The sequence below is a fragment of the Pseudomonas sp. HR1 genome (assembly GCF_030175875.1).
Lineage (GTDB): Bacteria > Pseudomonadota > Gammaproteobacteria > Pseudomonadales > Pseudomonadaceae > Chryseomonas > Chryseomonas oryzihabitans.
The window spans coordinates 227,861-242,946 of record NZ_JASNRF010000004.1 but is presented as its reverse complement, the minus strand read 5'-3'; the positions used below and the strand labels follow the sequence as shown (position 1 = coordinate 242,946).

General features: G+C 65.3%; 14 protein-coding genes. 2 read left to right on the top strand and 12 right to left on the bottom strand.

Annotated elements, in window-relative coordinates:
• Nucleotides 1-12: 12 nt before the first annotated feature.
• The 4 genes from fabD to QKY98_RS16390 all read right to left on the bottom strand — a co-directional run bounded on the left by fabD (nucleotide 13) and on the right by QKY98_RS16390 (nucleotide 2,747).
• On the bottom strand, nucleotides 13-948 hold the full coding sequence (gene fabD / locus QKY98_RS16405) for an ACP S-malonyltransferase (protein ID WP_007160599.1): 936 nt from the start codon (nucleotides 946-948) through the stop codon (nucleotides 13-15).
• A gap of 82 nt (nucleotides 949-1,030) precedes the next feature.
• The gene (gene plsX, locus QKY98_RS16400; RefSeq protein WP_377710490.1) at nucleotides 1,031-2,020 is read right to left on the bottom strand and encodes a phosphate acyltransferase PlsX; all 990 of its coding nucleotides are present in this window, start codon (nucleotides 2,018-2,020) and stop codon (nucleotides 1,031-1,033) included.
• Between the two features lie 6 nt (nucleotides 2,021-2,026).
• On the bottom strand, nucleotides 2,027-2,209 hold the full coding sequence (gene rpmF, locus QKY98_RS16395; protein ID WP_007160601.1) for a 50S ribosomal protein L32: 183 nt from the start codon (nucleotides 2,207-2,209) through the stop codon (nucleotides 2,027-2,029).
• A 10-nt stretch (nucleotides 2,210-2,219) separates the two neighbouring features.
• Nucleotides 2,220-2,747, bottom strand: a complete 528-nt coding sequence (locus QKY98_RS16390) for a YceD family protein (protein ID WP_027599034.1) — start codon at nucleotides 2,745-2,747, stop codon at nucleotides 2,220-2,222.
• A 99-nt stretch (nucleotides 2,748-2,846) separates the two neighbouring features.
• On the opposite strand from QKY98_RS16390, the gene QKY98_RS16385 reads away from it, so the two are divergent.
• Nucleotides 2,847-3,425 (top strand): Maf family protein, encoded by a 579-nt coding sequence (locus tag QKY98_RS16385; protein WP_044341765.1) that lies wholly within the window; start codon nucleotides 2,847-2,849, stop codon nucleotides 3,423-3,425.
• A gap of 18 nt (nucleotides 3,426-3,443) precedes the next feature.
• On the opposite strand, the gene sppA is transcribed toward QKY98_RS16385, so the two are convergent.
• Genes sppA through rluC form a run of 3 tightly spaced genes read right to left on the bottom strand, consistent with a single transcriptional unit; the run spans nucleotide 3,444 to nucleotide 6,061 of the window.
• Nucleotides 3,444-4,436 carry a signal peptide peptidase SppA gene (gene sppA / locus QKY98_RS16380; RefSeq protein ID WP_007160604.1) on the bottom strand — a complete coding sequence of 331 codons (993 nt, stop codon included), beginning with the start codon at nucleotides 4,434-4,436 and terminating at the stop codon, nucleotides 3,444-3,446.
• The gene (locus tag QKY98_RS16375) at nucleotides 4,429-5,115 is read right to left on the bottom strand and encodes an HAD-IIIA family hydrolase (RefSeq protein WP_042137950.1); all 687 of its coding nucleotides are present in this window, start codon (nucleotides 5,113-5,115) and stop codon (nucleotides 4,429-4,431) included. Before QKY98_RS16375 ends, sppA begins: the two co-directional genes overlap by 8 nt.
• Nucleotides 5,108-6,061, bottom strand: coding sequence for a 23S rRNA pseudouridine(955/2504/2580) synthase RluC (gene rluC, locus QKY98_RS16370; protein WP_007160606.1), 954 nt, complete (start codon nucleotides 6,059-6,061; stop codon nucleotides 5,108-5,110). Before rluC ends, QKY98_RS16375 begins: the two co-directional genes overlap by 8 nt.
• A gap of 705 nt (nucleotides 6,062-6,766) precedes the next feature.
• Here rluC and rne point away from each other — a divergent pair.
• Complete coding sequence (gene rne, locus QKY98_RS16365; RefSeq protein ID WP_197851469.1) at nucleotides 6,767-10,039, top strand: ribonuclease E; 3,273 nt, start codon at nucleotides 6,767-6,769, stop codon at nucleotides 10,037-10,039.
• Nucleotides 10,040-10,745: 706 nt separating this feature from the next.
• Here rne and rpsI read toward each other — a convergent pair.
• The 5 genes from rpsI to QKY98_RS16340 all read right to left on the bottom strand — a co-directional run bounded on the left by rpsI (nucleotide 10,746) and on the right by QKY98_RS16340 (nucleotide 15,076).
• On the bottom strand, nucleotides 10,746-11,138 hold the full coding sequence (gene rpsI / locus QKY98_RS16360; protein WP_007160608.1) for a 30S ribosomal protein S9: 393 nt from the start codon (nucleotides 11,136-11,138) through the stop codon (nucleotides 10,746-10,748).
• A 15-nt stretch (nucleotides 11,139-11,153) separates the two neighbouring features.
• Nucleotides 11,154-11,582 (bottom strand): 50S ribosomal protein L13, encoded by a 429-nt coding sequence (rplM, locus tag QKY98_RS16355; RefSeq protein ID WP_007160609.1) that lies wholly within the window; start codon nucleotides 11,580-11,582, stop codon nucleotides 11,154-11,156.
• A gap of 206 nt (nucleotides 11,583-11,788) precedes the next feature.
• Nucleotides 11,789-12,490: a deoxyribonuclease V gene (gene nfi, locus QKY98_RS16350; protein ID WP_027598260.1), complete on the bottom strand. Its 702-nt coding sequence runs from the start codon at nucleotides 12,488-12,490 to the stop codon at nucleotides 11,789-11,791.
• Nucleotides 12,491-12,545: 55 nt separating this feature from the next.
• Entirely contained in the window at nucleotides 12,546-13,640 is a 1,095-nt protein-coding gene (gene zapE, locus QKY98_RS16345; RefSeq protein ID WP_007160611.1) for a cell division protein ZapE, read from the bottom strand.
• Nucleotides 13,641-13,726: 86 nt separating this feature from the next.
• Nucleotides 13,727-15,076, bottom strand: a complete 1,350-nt coding sequence (locus QKY98_RS16340) for a tryptophan--tRNA ligase (protein ID WP_007160612.1) — start codon at nucleotides 15,074-15,076, stop codon at nucleotides 13,727-13,729.
• Nucleotides 15,077-15,086: the final 10 nt, after the last annotated feature.

Here is a 15,086-nt window from a genome sequence, read left to right as displayed (position 1 = left end):
GTTTTCCTCGATTCAAAAAGCCGCGCGAGCGGCGGCGAAGGCGTCGGGGGTGTCCAGGGCCAGCGTTTCCACGCCCTTGACGCATCTCTTGTTCAGACCGGCCAGCACCTTGCCGGGGCCGCACTCCACCAGGTGGGTAACGCCCTGGGCTGCCAGGTACTGCACGGATTCGACCCAGCGCACCGGGCTGTACAGCTGGGCCAGCAGGTCCTGCTGGAGACTGTCCAGGTCGGTGTTGACGCCGGCATTGACGTTCTGCACCACCGGAATCTGCGGCTGGCTCCAGGTGCAGCCACGCACGTCCTCGGCGAAGCGCTCGGCCGCCGGGCGCATCAGTTCGCAATGGGAGGGCACGCTGACCGGCAGGGCCACGGCGCGCTTGGCGCCCAGGGCCTTGCAGGCCTCGATGGCGCGCTCCACCGCCGCGGCGGCACCGGCGATCACCACCTGACCGGGAGCATTGAAGTTGACTGCGCTGACGACCTCGCCCTGGGCGGCTTCGGCACAGGCGGCCAGCACCTGGGCGTCTTCCAGACCGAGGATGGCGGCCATGCCGCCCTGCCCGGCCGGCACCGCCTGCTGCATCAGCTCACCCCGGCGCGCCACCAGGCGGACCGCCTCGGCGAACGGCAGGCTGCCCGCGGCGACCAGTGCCGAGTATTCGCCCAGGCTGTGCCCGGCGACATAGGCCGGCTTGGCGCCGCCCTCGGCCAGCCACAGACGCCACAGCGCGATGGAGGCGGTCAGGATGGCGGGCTGGGTACGGTCGGTCTGGTTGAGCGACTCCTGCGGGCCCTGCTGGGTCAGCGCCCAGAGGTCGTAGCCGAGGACGGCGGAGGCCTCGGCGAAGGTTTCGCCGATCAGTGCGTGGTGCGTGGCCAGCTCACCCAGCATGCCCAGGGCCTGGGAGCCCTGACCGGGAAAGACGAAAGCGAGAGAGGCAGACATAGGCAGGTCTCTTGTAGGTCCATTGCTGGCGAAACCGCGGTTCCGCCACTGACAGACTGAGATGTCGGTGTCGACCGGTCGGTCACACCGCTTTCAGAGCCGCCAAGTTTAACCGGATCCGCCCGGGGAGATCAGTCTCCACGTCGCGCAGGGCGCGCTCGATGGCCTGAACGAGACCGACTTCGCCTGCCGCGCCATGGCTTTTCACCACCACCGCATTCAGGCCGAGAAAGCTCGCGCCGTTGCGCAGCTCCGGATCCCAGTGGCGGAAACGCCGGGCCAGCCAGCGCTGCAGCAACTGACGCTCGAGCCAGGAGGCCGTGCCGCTGCGCTCGACCAGCAGGCGCAGCAGCGCCTCGCCGGACTTGAGCACCGCATTGCCGGTGAAGCCATCGCAGACCACCACGTCCGCGACGGCGGCATAGAGATCGCTGCCCTCGACGAAGCCGATGAAATCGAAGGCCTGACTCTGGGCGAGGCGCCGTGCCGCCTCCTGGATCACCGGCGTGCCCTTGCCCGGTTCGCGCCCGACATTGAGTAGCGCGACCCTTGGCCGCACCAGGCCACGCGCCTGGGCCGCACCCGCCCCCAGATAGGCGAATTGCACCAGCTGTTCGGCAGAGCTGTCGAGATTGGCGCCGAGATCAAGCAGCAGCGTCTGGTGCTCTCCCCGTCCAGGCAACGCCGACATCATCGCGGGTCGATCGATGTCCGGCAGCGTTCCCAGCAGCTGTCGCGCGAGCGCCATCCAGGCCCCGGTATTGCCGGCGCTCAGACACCCCTGGGCACGCCCCTGTCGGACCGCGTCGAGCGCAGCATGCATGGACGTCCGGGTACGACTGCGCACCACGGCAGCGGGGCGTTCATCGGGCCCGACAAGGGCATCGACGTAGTCGAACTGCAGGCGATTGGCGAGGGAGGCAGGCGGTGACCAGGCCGACAGGGCGTCGCGCTGACCACAGAGGAGAAGATGTAGGGCGGGGAAACGCTCGAGAGCGTCGAATGAAGCAGGAACAATGCAGCGGGGACCGAAGTCCCCGCCCATTGCATCGATCGCGATGACGATTTCGATCGAGGATTACTCGTCGGAACCCTTGTCGATCACTTTGCGACCGCGGTAGAAACCGTCGGGCGACACGTGGTGGCGCAGGTGAACTTCACCGGTGCTCTTTTCCACGGACAGAGCGTTCGCTTCGAGGGCGTCGTGCGAACGACGCATGTCGCGAGCGGAACGGGATTTTTTGTTCTGCTGAACAGCCATGATTTAACTCCTAAACGTTTGGGTCACGCTTCAACTGCGCAAGTACACTGAACGGGTTGGGTCGCTTTTCCTCGTCCGCCGGCTCTTCGGGCGCCTCGAAACCTTCCGGATGCTGGCAATCCCCTTCCGGATGCACAGGGATGATCGGCAGAGCGAGCAACAGCTCTTCTTCGATCAGGCTATGCAGATCCAGCGGATCTTCGCCAACCTCCAGGGCATCGTAACCCTGTGGCAAGGCATCGGCCGACTGCCCCTCCCAGAGCACGGCGAAATCGAATTCGCTGTGGATGGGAAGCACTGCCGGCTCCAGACAACGCTGGCAGATCATCTCGACCGCGGTATCGAGGACACCGTGGATGACGAACTGCCGCTGTTGATCACGCCCGAAGTCGAGGACGACGGCTACCGCGCCTTCGGACTTCACGAGCTGCTCGCCGACACGCCGCATGTTCGCGAGAGGCAGCTCACCCTTGAGGGTTACGCCGCGATCCGCCAATTTGCGAGGATCGACCTGAGGTGGAATTGGCCCATTCAACATAAGCGCGCCATTATAGGGACGGCCTTACGGCTGTCAAAGGAAATTAACCCCGAAGCGACTTCGACCGACCTCTGGTCGATCTCGCCCGAGAACAAACTGATGCCTCTCATTCTACTCGCTTCCAGCTCGCCTTACCGCCGCCAATTGCTGGAAAGACTCCAGCTGCCCTTCGCTCATCGGTCGCCGGACATCGACGAAACGCCACGGCCTGGCGAAAGCCCGAGGGCGCTGGTGGAGCGCCTGGCCCGGGCCAAGGCCGCTGCCCTGGCCGACCAGCCGGAGCCGACCCTGATCATCGGCTCGGATCAGGCGACCGCCATCGACGGCGAGATCCTCGGCAAGCCCCTGACCCATGAGCGAGCCCGGCAGCAACTGGCCCGGGCCAGCGGTCGCACCCTGGTGTTCCATACCGGACTGGCCGTGCTGGACAGCCGCACCGGGGAGTGCCGCAGCGAGGTGGTGGATTTCCAGGTGCGCTTTCGCCCGCTCGAGGCTGCGACGATCGACCGCTACCTGCTGGCGGAACAGCCCTACGATTGCGCCGGCAGCTTCAAGGCCGAGGGCCTGGGCATCGCCTTGTTCGAGGCCATGCAGGGGGACGACCCGACCAGCCTGATCGGCCTCCCCCTCATCCGCCTCGCCGCACTGCTGCGGGAGGCTGGCCTGCAGGTCCCTTGAGATCTGCAGGCTGTCGCCCTAGCGCAACGCCGGACCCTGCCAGCCCATGTAGAGCGCCAGGCGCTCGGCGACACTGGCGCCCAGGCGCTTGGCGAAACGGTCGAAGGGCGAGTCTTCCTGGGTGTAGTCGACCAGGCGCTCTTCCTTGACCACATCGCGCGCCACATAGCTGGCGCTGCCGAGGCCATCGATCAGCCCCAGGGACAGCGCCTGCTCGCCGGACCAGACCAGCCCGGAGAACAGCTCCGGATGACCCTCGACCTTGAGCCGGTCGCCACGCCCCTTCTTGACGCTGTCGATGAACTGCTGATGGGTGGTATCCAGCACCTGCTGCCAGAATCGGGTCTCTTCCGGCTTTTGCGGCTGGAAGGGATCGAGGAAGGCCTTGTGTTCGCCCGAGGTGTAGACCCGGCGCTCCACACCCAGCTTTTCCATGGTGCCGACGAAACCGAAGGAAGCCGCCGTCACGCCGATGGAGCCGACCAGACTGGCCTTGTCGGCATAGATGGCGTCGGCCGCGCTGGCCACATAGTAGGCGCCGGAGGCCCCCAGGTCGGTGATCACCGCATACAGCTTGATATCCGGATGCAGACCGCGCAGGCGCTTGATCTCGTCATAGATGTAGCCGGATTGCACCGGACTGCCGCCCGGACTGTTGATGCGCAGCACCACGCCACGGGTGTTGCTGTCGTCGAAGGCCTTGCGCAGAGCCGTGACCACATTGTCGGCACTGGCCTTCTCGTCGTCGGCGATCACGCCCTTGAGTTCGATGAGCGCGGTATGGGCGCCGGACTCGGTCACCCCACCCTTCTTGCCCAGCGACAGCAGGGGCGTGAACAGCACCAGCATGACGATCAGGTAGGCGAAGGTCAGCAGCTTGAAAAAGATGCCCCAGCGCCGCGCCCGCCGCTGCTCGCGCACACTGGCGAGCATGGTCTTCTCGATCAGGGCCCAGGTCTTGTCGTCCGCCGGACGCGTACGTCCGCTGTCTTCCTTCCACTCGTCAGCCATGCCCAACCTCACTCCTGACCACAACGTTGTCACCCAGCCATAGCGCCAGGTCCGCGAAAGCTTCGATCACCAGGCGCGGCCCGAAATCCCTCAGCACCTCGGCCGGCTGGGCACCATAGGCCACCCCGACCGCAGCGACCCCGGCGCGGCGGGCCATTTCCAGGTCGAACACCGCATCCCCGATCAGCAGGGCGCGCTCCGGCGCCACGCGGCAATGGGCGAGAATCTCCTCGACCATTTGCGGATCGGGCTTGCCGGCGGCCTCGTCGGCGCAACGGGTGATGTCGAAGAACTCGCTCAGGCCATGCTGCTGCAGCGAACGGGCCAGGCCGCGCCGGCTCTTACCCGTCGCCACGGCCAGCTGGTAACCCAGGGCGCGAAAGCGCTGCAGCCCGCTCAGCACCTCGGGAAACAGAGGCGACGCCTGCTGTTCGCGACGGACGAATTCGGCGCTGTAGGCATCGCGAAAGCCCTCGATCTGCGCCGGAGTGACCAGATGCGGATAGAGCGTCTGGATGGCCGCGACCAGCTCCAGGCCGATGATGCCCTTGACGGCCACGTCGCTGCGCGGTGGCAAGCCCAGCTGCTCGGCCGCCACGTGCATCACCTCGACAATCCGGCCGATGGAATCCGCCAGGGTGCCGTCCCAGTCGAAGATCAGCAGCTGGTATTCAGGCATCCAGACGCTCCAGCGTCTGACTCCAGGTGCTGTCGACCGGCGCTTCCAGTCGCAACTCGCCGCCTTCGGGCAGCGGAATCACCAGACTCGCCGAGTGCAGGAACAGCCGCTTGCCGCCCAGCTCGCGAATCTCCTGGGAGAAGTCTTCGTCGCCGTATTTGGGATCGCCGGCGATGGCGTGCCCGGCGTGGCGGGCATGGACGCGGATCTGATGGGTACGCCCGGTCACCGGCCGCGCCTCGACCAGGGTGGCGAATTCGCCATAGCGCCGCAGCACGCGGAATTCGGTGAGCGCCTCCTTGCCTTCGTCATTGACCTCGACCATGCGCTCACCGGATCTGAGGGTATTCTTAAGCAGGGGCGCGCTGATCTTCTTCTTGGCCGCCGGCCAATGGCCGCGCACCAGGGCGTGATAGCGCTTATCGACGCCGTCGCCGCGCAGGGCCTCGTGCAGGAAGCGCAGCATGCTGCGCTTCTTGGCGATCATCAGCAGCCCGGAGGTATCCCGGTCGAGACGATGGACCAGCTCGATGTCGCGGGCGTCGGGACGCAGTTGGCGAAAGACCTCGATGACCCCACCGGACAGGCCACTACCGCCGTGCACGGCGATACCGGCCGGCTTGTTGATGACGATGAGGGCCTTGTCCTCGTGGACGATGGAATCCTCCAGGCGCTCGAGCAGGCCCCTGGCCAGGGGTGCAGGCTCGTCGGGCTCGGACAGACGCAGGGGCGGTACGCGGATCTGGTCGCCGGCCTGCAGGCGGTAGTCGGGCTTGATGCGGCCCTTGTTCACCCGCACTTCGCCTTTGCGCAGGATGCGATAGATGAGGGTCTTGGGCGCACCCTTGAGGTGGGTACGCAGGAAGTTGTCGATGCGCTGGCCGGCATAGTCGGCGGGCACGTCGAGCAGCTGAACGCCGGTGCTGGGAGAAGGAGGCTTAGTCATCGGCAGATGATAGCAATTTTCCCTTATTTGAAGCACTTAAAGCTTGCTGCTATAGTCCGGAGGCGGTTATCAGTCCTGTCTGGATGGCACCGCTCGCGAGGCCGTAGATTCCGCCCGCGAATATAGGCTGCAAATGCAATAGTCACTGGACGTCTGGCCGTCCAGCAGAACGCCGACTCTGCCCAAGGGGGTGAGTGGCGATCTGCGATCCGCCTGGTAACCAAGGCAGCGGCACCCAGGGTGCCAGCTGTAAAACGACAACCGCTCCGGACCTTGCGGGCGGCACCTGATTCCTGAAGATTGTGTGCAGGATGGAGATGCACAACCAGCGTATCGCGTAGCCTGACAGTACGCCTGCAGCCCGCTTCGCGCCCAGCTTCGGCCAAGGTGACGATCGCAGGTGGAAGCCTCAAGGCCAACGGCCGATGCTCCAACCGAGCGACACCTGACACGAATCCCGCGACGACCCGGCTGCCCGAGCCTTTCGGCTGTCACGCCCGCACCATGCCTGGTTGATTCCTCCTCCTGTGGAGCTGCAACGGCAGTCGCTCAAGCGCCTGCAGGAGACGTAGTCGCGGCACGCCCCAGGGCCTGCTGCTGGACACGAAGGCCGGCTTTGCCCGGCTTCGATACGACCCCGTGCACCCTTCTCTTGAATCCTGTTGCCACCCTGCGGGCCGAGAGCCCGGAACGTAGTGGTATTACATGAAGAGAATGCTCATCAACGCGACCCAGCCCGAGGAATTGCGGGTTGCCCTGGTCGACGGTCAACGGCTGTTCGACCTGGACATCGAGTCCGGAGCCCGCGAACAGAAAAAGGCCAACATCTACAAAGGCCGCATCACCCGCATCGAACCCAGTCTGGAAGCCGCCTTCGTCGACTTCGGCGCCGATCGCCACGGCTTCCTCCCGCTGAAGGAAATCTCCCGGGAATACTTCAAGAAGAACCCGGAAGGCCGCGTCAACATCAAGGAAGTGCTCTCCGAAGGCCAGGAAGTAGTCGTCCAGGTCGAAAAGGAAGAGCGCGGCAACAAGGGCGCCGCCCTGACCACCTTCATCAGCCTCGCCGGTCGCTACCTGGTGCTGATGCCCAACAATCCCCGTGCCGGCGGCATCTCCCGTCGCATCGAGGGTGAAGAGCGCAACGAACTGCGCGAAGCCCTGAACGGCCTGAACGCCCCGGGCGACATGGGCCTGATCGTGCGCACCGCCGGCCTGGGCCGCAGCACCGAAGAACTGCAGTGGGACCTCGATTACCTGCTGCAACTCTGGTCCGCCATCACCGAAGCCTCGGGTGAGCGCAAGGGCCCCTTCCTGATCTATCAGGAAAGCAACGTCATCATCCGCGCCATCCGCGACTACCTGCGTCAGGACATCGGTGAAGTCCTGGTCGACAGCGTCGAAGCCCAGGAAGAAGCCCTGAGCTTCATCCGTCAGGTGATGCCGCAGTACGCCAGCAAGATCAAGCTCTATCAGGACAGTGTCCCGCTGTTCAATCGCTTCCAGATCGAAAGCCAGATCGAGACCGCCTTCCAGCGTGAAGTGAAGCTGCCGTCCGGCGGCTCCATCGTCATCGATCCCACCGAGGCCCTGGTGTCCATCGACATCAACTCGGCGCGCGCCACCAAGGGTGGCGACATCGAAGAAACCGCCCTGCAGACCAACCTGGAAGCGGCCGAGGAAATCGCCCGTCAGCTGCGTCTGCGCGACATCGGCGGCCTGATCGTCATCGACTTCATCGACATGACCCCGGTCAAGAACCAGCGCGCCGTGGAAGATCGCGTCCGCGAAGCCCTGGAAGCCGACCGCGCCCGCGTGCAGATCGGTCGCATCTCCCGCTTCGGTCTGCTGGAAATGTCCCGCCAGCGCCTGCGCCCTTCCCTGCGCGAAACCAGCGGCATCGTCTGCCCCCGTTGCAACGGCCAGGGCATCATCCGCGACGTGGAATCCCTGTCGCTGGCCATCCTGCGCCTGATCGAGGAAGAAGCCCTCAAGGATCGCACCGCCGAGGTGCGCGCCCACGTACCCATCCAGGTGGCGTCCTTCCTGCTCAACGAGAAGCGCAACAGCATCACCAAGATCGAGCTGCGCACCCGCGTGCGCATCATCATCCTGCCGGACGATCACATCGAGACCCCGCACTTCGAAGTGCAGCGTCTGCGTGACGACAATCCCGAGCTGCTGAACAGCCAGTCCAGCTACGAGATGGCCAACACCGAAGCCGAAGAGGTGCAGCCGGTCAGCTCCACCCGTACCCTGGTGCGCCAGGAAGCGGCCGTGAAGGTGGCACCTGAGCGCGCACCGGCCCCCACCCCGGTCGCCGCCGAAGTGGTCGCTCCTGCTGCCCCTGCCGCCAAGACCACCGCCGAGCCGAACCTGTTCAAGGGTCTGGTGAAGTCCCTGGTCAGCCTGTTCGCCGGCAAGACCGAAGAGCAGCCCATGGTCGACAAGACCGCTGCCACTCCGGAAGCGCCCAAGAGCAGCGACGAGCAGCGTCGCCAGGACGAGCGCCGCAACGGTCGTCAGCAGAATCGCCGCCGTGAAGGCCGCCGTGACGACGAGCGCAAGCCGCGCGAAGAACGCCAGCCGCGCGCCGATCGTGGCGAACGCAGCGAACGCCCGGCCCGCGAAGAGCGCAAGCCGCGTGAAGAGCGTCAGACCCGTGAAGACCGCCCGGCTCGCGAGGAGCGCCAGCCCCGCGAAGAGCGCGCCAATCGCGAAGAGCGCCAACCGCGCGAAGAACGCCAGCCCCGCGAGGAGCGTCAACCGCGCGAGGAGCGTCAGCCCCGCGAGGAGCGTGCCACTCGCGAAGAGCGCCAGCCGCGTGAAGAGCGTCAGCCCCGCGAAGAGCGTCAACCTCGTGAGGAGCGTCAACCCCGCGAAGAGCGCGTGAGCGCTGAAGAGCGTCCGGCTCGCGAAGAGCGTCAGCCGCGTGAAGAGCGCAAGCCGCGTGAAGAGCGTCAGCCGCGCGAAGAACGCAAGGCCCGCGAAGAGCGCCAGGAAGCGGCCAGCGCCGAAGAGCTGAACGAAGAAGAGGTGCTGGAAGGCAACGAAGAGCTGGAAGAAGGCGAAGAGCGTCCGCGTCGCCGTTCCCGCGGCCAGCGTCGTCGCAGCAACCGTCGCGAGCGTCAGCGTGATGCCAACGGCAACTTCATCGAAGACGAAGAGCAAGGTACTGCAGCCACCGACACCCCTGTCGCGCCGGCCGCGGTCGCCCTGGGTACCGCCGTCGTGGTCAGCGAAAGCGTGACCGCCATTGCCACCCAGGAAGAGGTTCGTGACGTTCGCCAGCAGGAGTCGGCAGCCACCGCCGAAACCCCGGCCGCCACCGAAGCCACCCAGGAGGCTGCAATGGAGCAGCCCGCAGCGGACGCCCCTGCCCAGCCGGAGATCCTCACCCCCCAGGTGAGCCAGCTGCAGGACGAGCGTGCGCCGCACCAGGAAGTCGAGATCACCACTCCGGTGGTCGAGCAGACCGCTCCGGTAACGGCCACCGCGCCCATTCCCGCGGCACCGGTCGAGACCGAAGCTGCGGAATCGGCTGCCGGTCGCGCCTCCAACGATCCGCGTGAGCGCCGTCGTCGCGAGCGCCTGGCACGTGAAGCCGAAGCGGCACGCGCCAAGCAGGCCGAGCAGGACGCTCAGGCCCCTGCCCTGGGTGCCATTGCAGAAACCGAGGAAACCTTCGCCACCGCGGCGGTAGGTACCGTCGAGCCGCAACAGACGCCCGAAGCCCAGCCGGCCCCGATCGCTGAAGAGCTGCCTGCAGCCGAAGCCGAATCGGCGCCGATCGTGGTGGAAGAGCCCGTGGAAATCGTGCCCAGCCCTGCGCAGGAAGAAGCGGCTACCGTCGCCCTGACCGGCGAAGCCGACACCCCTGCAGAGGCTCCCAAGGCCGATGCGGTGAAAGAGGATGAAGCCACCCAGGCCGAACTCGATCGCAAGCTCAAGGAGTCGCGGGAAAATCATCCCGGCTGATCTCCGCCAGCCATGAAAAGGGGCGCCTAGGCGCCCCTTTTTTATGCCTCGAATTCGAGTGGGCATGGCGCACCGAGGGTGACGAGCCGGTCCCGATAGATCGATACAGGCTAGCCCTCTACGCACTGGAGCCCTGCCCGCGATAAAGGCCTGCCTGGTTGGGCTTCGGCGGTGGAGCTGCCGCAACCCAATCTACGGGCCCAGGGAATCGACGTAGGTTGGCGCCGAGCGTAGCGAAGCCCAACACGGGGAGATGGGCTGATTGTTGGGCTTCGCCGGTGGAGTTACCTCAACCCAACCTACGGTGCCCGAGGGAATCGACGTAGGTTGGCGCTGAGCGTGGCGAAGCTCAACAAAGGACAGGATGGCCTGACTGTTGGGCTTCGGCGGTGAAGCTGCCTCAACCCAACCTACGGACCCAAGGGAGTCGACGCAGGTTAGCGCTGAGAGTAGTGAAGCCCAACACGGGGAGATGGGCTGATTGCCGGGCTTCGGCGGTGGAACTGCCTCAACCCAGCCTACGGTACCCATGGGAATCGAGGCAGGTTGGCGCTGAGCGTAGCGAAGCCCAACGTTCGGCCGATACCGGACTGCCGACCTTTGGCGGCGAACCCACACCATTGGCCCTGCGCACCCTTCGCCGAAAAATCCCAGGCATAAAAAAACCCAGCCGCTTGGCTGGGTTTTTCGAGCGTATCCCGAAGGATTAACGCTTGGAGTACTGCGGACGCTTACGCGCTTTGCGCAGACCGACTTTCTTACGCTCGACTTCACGGGCGTCACGAGTGACGTAACCGGCTTTGCGCAGGGAGCTGCGGTAGCCTTCGTCGTACTCGATCAGCGCACGGGTGATGCCGTGACGGATAGCACCGGCCTGACCGCTCACACCACCGCCAGCGACGGTAACGTAGACGTCGAACTTCTCCAGGGTCTCGGTCAGCTCGAGGGGCTGACGCACGACCATGCGCGCGGTCTCGCGACCGAAGAAGGTGTCCAGAGCGCGATCGTTGATGGAGATCTTGCCAGTGCCCGGACGGAGGAAGACACGAGCGGTGGCAGTCTTACGACGGCCGGTACCGTAATTTTGAGTTGCCGACATGTTGTACTATCCCGATTAAAACTTGAGTTCTTGGGGCTGCTGAGCGGTGTGCGGATGGTTCGCACCCTTGTACACCTTGAGCTTGCGATACATGTCGCGGCCCAGCGGGTTCTTCGGCAGCATACCCTTGACGGCGGTCTCGATGACGCGCTCGGGAGCACGGGCGATCAGCTTTTCGAAGTTGATCGACTTGATGCCACCCGGGAAACCGGAGTGATGGTAGTACATCTTGTCGGTAGTCTTGGCACCGGTCACACGAACCTGCTCGGCGTTGATGACGACGATGTAGTCGCCGGTGTCAACGTGAGGGGTGTATTCGGGCTTGTGCTTGCCACGCAGGCGAGTGGCGATTTCAGTAGCCAGACGACCCAGAGTCTGGCCAGCAGCGTCGACGACGTACCAGTCGCGCTTAACGGTTTCCGGTTTTGCGGTGAAAGTTTTCATTCTCTATGGCCTCAGAGGCCGCCCTGGTAAAAAGACGGCAAATTCTACACAACAGTGCAACCCCAGACAAGTCGGGGGCAGCCGGAAACAGACGCTCTTCGGGGGCTCGGGTCGGCGTCCGCTACGGCGATCTCGGCAGGCTTAGGCATCCCCCGCCAAGAAAGCTGCGGCATGATACCCGTTCACGCCAGAAAAGCAACCGCAAGCTAGAAAGAAAATAGCGCCTGGGTCGCCGCCGAACCCTGGCGACGGGAGGCCAGGTGATCGGCCAGCCGCGTCGGTTCCGGCAGACGGTGACGCCTTACGCAGGCCATGACCAGCGCCGGTGCGCTGGCCAGGCTGACCCGGTGCCCGGGCGAGACGATCAGCGGCTTGACCCGGTCCTTGCTGCGCAGCACCGTGCCGATCACCCCACCCTCGCGATCCCGCAAGTCGACCTGGCTGCCGCGCGTCTCGGCGAGTTCGCCGTGGTGACCGGTGAGAATCTTCTTGGCCACGCCGATCGTTGGCAGACCGGTGACCACCCCGAGATGGGCGGCGATACCGAGGCGGCGTGGGTGAGCGATGCCATGGCCGTCGCAGAACACCAGCTCGGGCGTCTCCGGCAATTCCGCCAGGGCCTGGAGCAGCGCCGGCAATTCGCGAAAGGACAGCAAGCCCGGTACATAGGGCATCACGGTGGGGATGCGGGCGACGGCATGGGCCAGTGGCTGCAGGGTCTCGGCATCCAGCAGGACGGCCACCGCGCGGGTGATCTCGCCCCCCTCCTCGAAGCCCACGTCGACCCCGGCGTAACGCCGCGGCGCGCCGAAGTCGTCGTGCAAGAGGACCTGCGTGGCCAGTTGCTTCTGCAGGATGCGCGCCTGGGCGGGCGAGCCGTCCCACTCGGCGAAGGGATCGGAATTCACACGTACCTCCCAAAAACCTGGGTCAAAGGATTGATCCTTCAACCCGGGCAGGGGTTCACGGCTTGTGCGGACGGGCCAGGTATTCGTGGGACTGCATTTCCAGCAGGCGGCTGAGGGTGCGCTGGAATTCGAACTCCAGGCGGCCACCGGAATAGAGGTCCTTGAGCTCCACTTCGGCCGACAGGATCAGCTTGACCTGGCGATCGTAGAATTCGTCGACCAGGTTGATGAAGCGCCGCGCCATGTCGTCCTTGAGCGCGTCCATCTGCTCGACGTTGCTGACCAGCACCGTCTGGAAGATCTTGCCCAGCTCGATGTAGTCGTTCTGGCTGCGCGGACCGTCGCAGAGGGCACGGAAATCGAACCAGGCGACGTCTTCGCAGGTGCGGCGCGCGCGGATCTCGCGATTCTCGATCATCAGCGGCACGTCTTCGCAAAGGTCGTTGCACTCGACGGTGAGCGAACGGAAGCTCTTGGCCATCGCCGCCTCGACTTCATCGCTCAGCGGATAGTGAAACAGCTGCGCCTGCTCCAGGGCGCGCAGGCGATAGTCCACGCCGCTGTCGACGTTGACGATCTCGGTGTGCTCCTTGAGCAGCGCGATGGCTGGCAGGAAGCGCGCGCGCTGCAGACCGTCCTTGTAGAGGCCGTCGGGCACGATGTTCGAGGTGGCGACCAGACTGACGCCGTTCTTGAACAGCTCTTCCAGCAGGGTCGCCAGGATCATGGCGTCGGTAATGTCGGAGACGAAGAATTCGTCGAAGCAGATCACCCGCGCCTCGTCGGCGAAACGCCGGGCGATAATGGTCAGCGGATTCTTCTCGCCCTTGAGGGTGCGCAGCTCTTCGTGGACCCGCTTCATGAAGCGATGGAAGTGGGTGCGCATCTTCTGCTTGAACGGCAGGGCGTCATAGAAGGTATCGACCAGATAGGTCTTGCCGCGCCCTACCCCACCCCAGAAATACAGACCCTTGACCGGCGTGACCGTCTTGCGCCCGAGCAGCTTGCCGAACAGGCCACCCTTGGACGCGGGCTCGGCGAGCAATTCGTCATAGAGGCGTTGCAGATGGCGGACGGCCTCTTCCTGGGCAGCATCGTAGAAAAACTCCGGGCGCTTGAGGTCGGCCTGGTAACGCTCGAGGGGGGTCATGGCGGCTTCTGGTCGGGTGGGAAAAAAGGGTGGTCACTGTAATGGCGGTCCCTGGCGTTGACAACGCCGGGGACCGCGGGTGCCCTTTAGGCCTCGGCCAATTGCGCGAGTGCGGTGCGCGTCCGCTCGATCAGCGCATCGCGCGCGGCGGGGGAATCGCTGGCGACGCCCTCGGCCACCACCTGATCTGCCAGCAGCAGCTGGAAGCCGTTGCCCTCTCCCGCCACGACACTGGCCGGCGTGGTGACCAGCTGCTTGCTGGTGATGCCGGCGGTCTTGGCCTCGGCGAAGGGGATCGACAGGGCCAGTTCGGTGCCGTCGGCGTCGAGCAGGCGGAAGCGGAAGCTGCCGTCGCTCTCGCGGAAGCTGACGAAGCGGGCGGTCTTGCTGGCCTTCTTCTTGGCGCCGCCGGTGGCGACCTGGGTCTTGAGCGAGCGCAGGCCCACGGCTTCGCGCAGCTCGCCGAGGAAGGGCGTGGCATAGCGGCGGGCCTTGGCGGCACCGGCCAGCAGGATGTCTTCCAGATCATCGGGACGGGCGATCAGCGCCGCATAGCGCTCGCGTGCTTCGCCCAGCTCGGCGTCGAGCAGCTCGAACAGCTGGCCCTTGGCTTCGCCCCAGGCCAGGCCGTCCAGCAGGGCCGCGCGGAAGGCCGCGCTCTGCTCGGGGGTGGCGAAGGCCTGGTAGAGGGTGAAGAGGTGGGCGCTGTCGGGGTCCTTGGGCTCGCCGGGCAGGCGCGAGTCGGTGACGATGCGGGCGATGGCGTCCTTGAGCTGCTTGGCGCTGCCGAACAGCGGGATGGTGTTGTCGTAGCTCTTCGACATCTTGCGGCCATCGAGGCCGGGCAAGGTGGAGACGCTTTCCTCGATGACCGCCTCGGGCAGGGCGAAGTAGTCGCGCCCATTGCCGAACAGATGGTTGAAGCGCTGACCGATGTCGCGGGCCATCTCCACGTGCTGGATCTGGTCGCGCCCGACCGGCACACGCAGGGCGTTGAACATCAGGATGTCCGCGGCCATCAGCACCGGATAGCTGTAGAGCCCCATGGTGACCCCGGCATCGGGATCCTCGCCCTGCTCCAGGTTGCGGTCGACCGCGGCCTTGTAGGCATGGGCGCGATTGAGCAGGCCCTTGCCGGCGACGCAGGTGAGCAGCCAGGTCAGCTCGGGGATCTCGGGGATGTCGGACTGGCGATAGAAGGTCACCCGCTCCGGATCCAGGCCGCTGGCCAGCCAGGTGGCGGCGATCTCCAGGCGCGAACGCTGGATGCGCGCCGGGTCGTCGCACTTGATCAGGGCATGGTAGTCGGCGAGGAAATAGAAGGAGTCGGCATCGTCGGCCAGGCTGGCGCGGATGGCGGGACGGATGGCCCCGGCATAGTTGCCCAGGTGCGGGGTACCGGTGGTGGTGATGCCAGTGAGGATGCGAGTGGTCATGGAGGCGCTG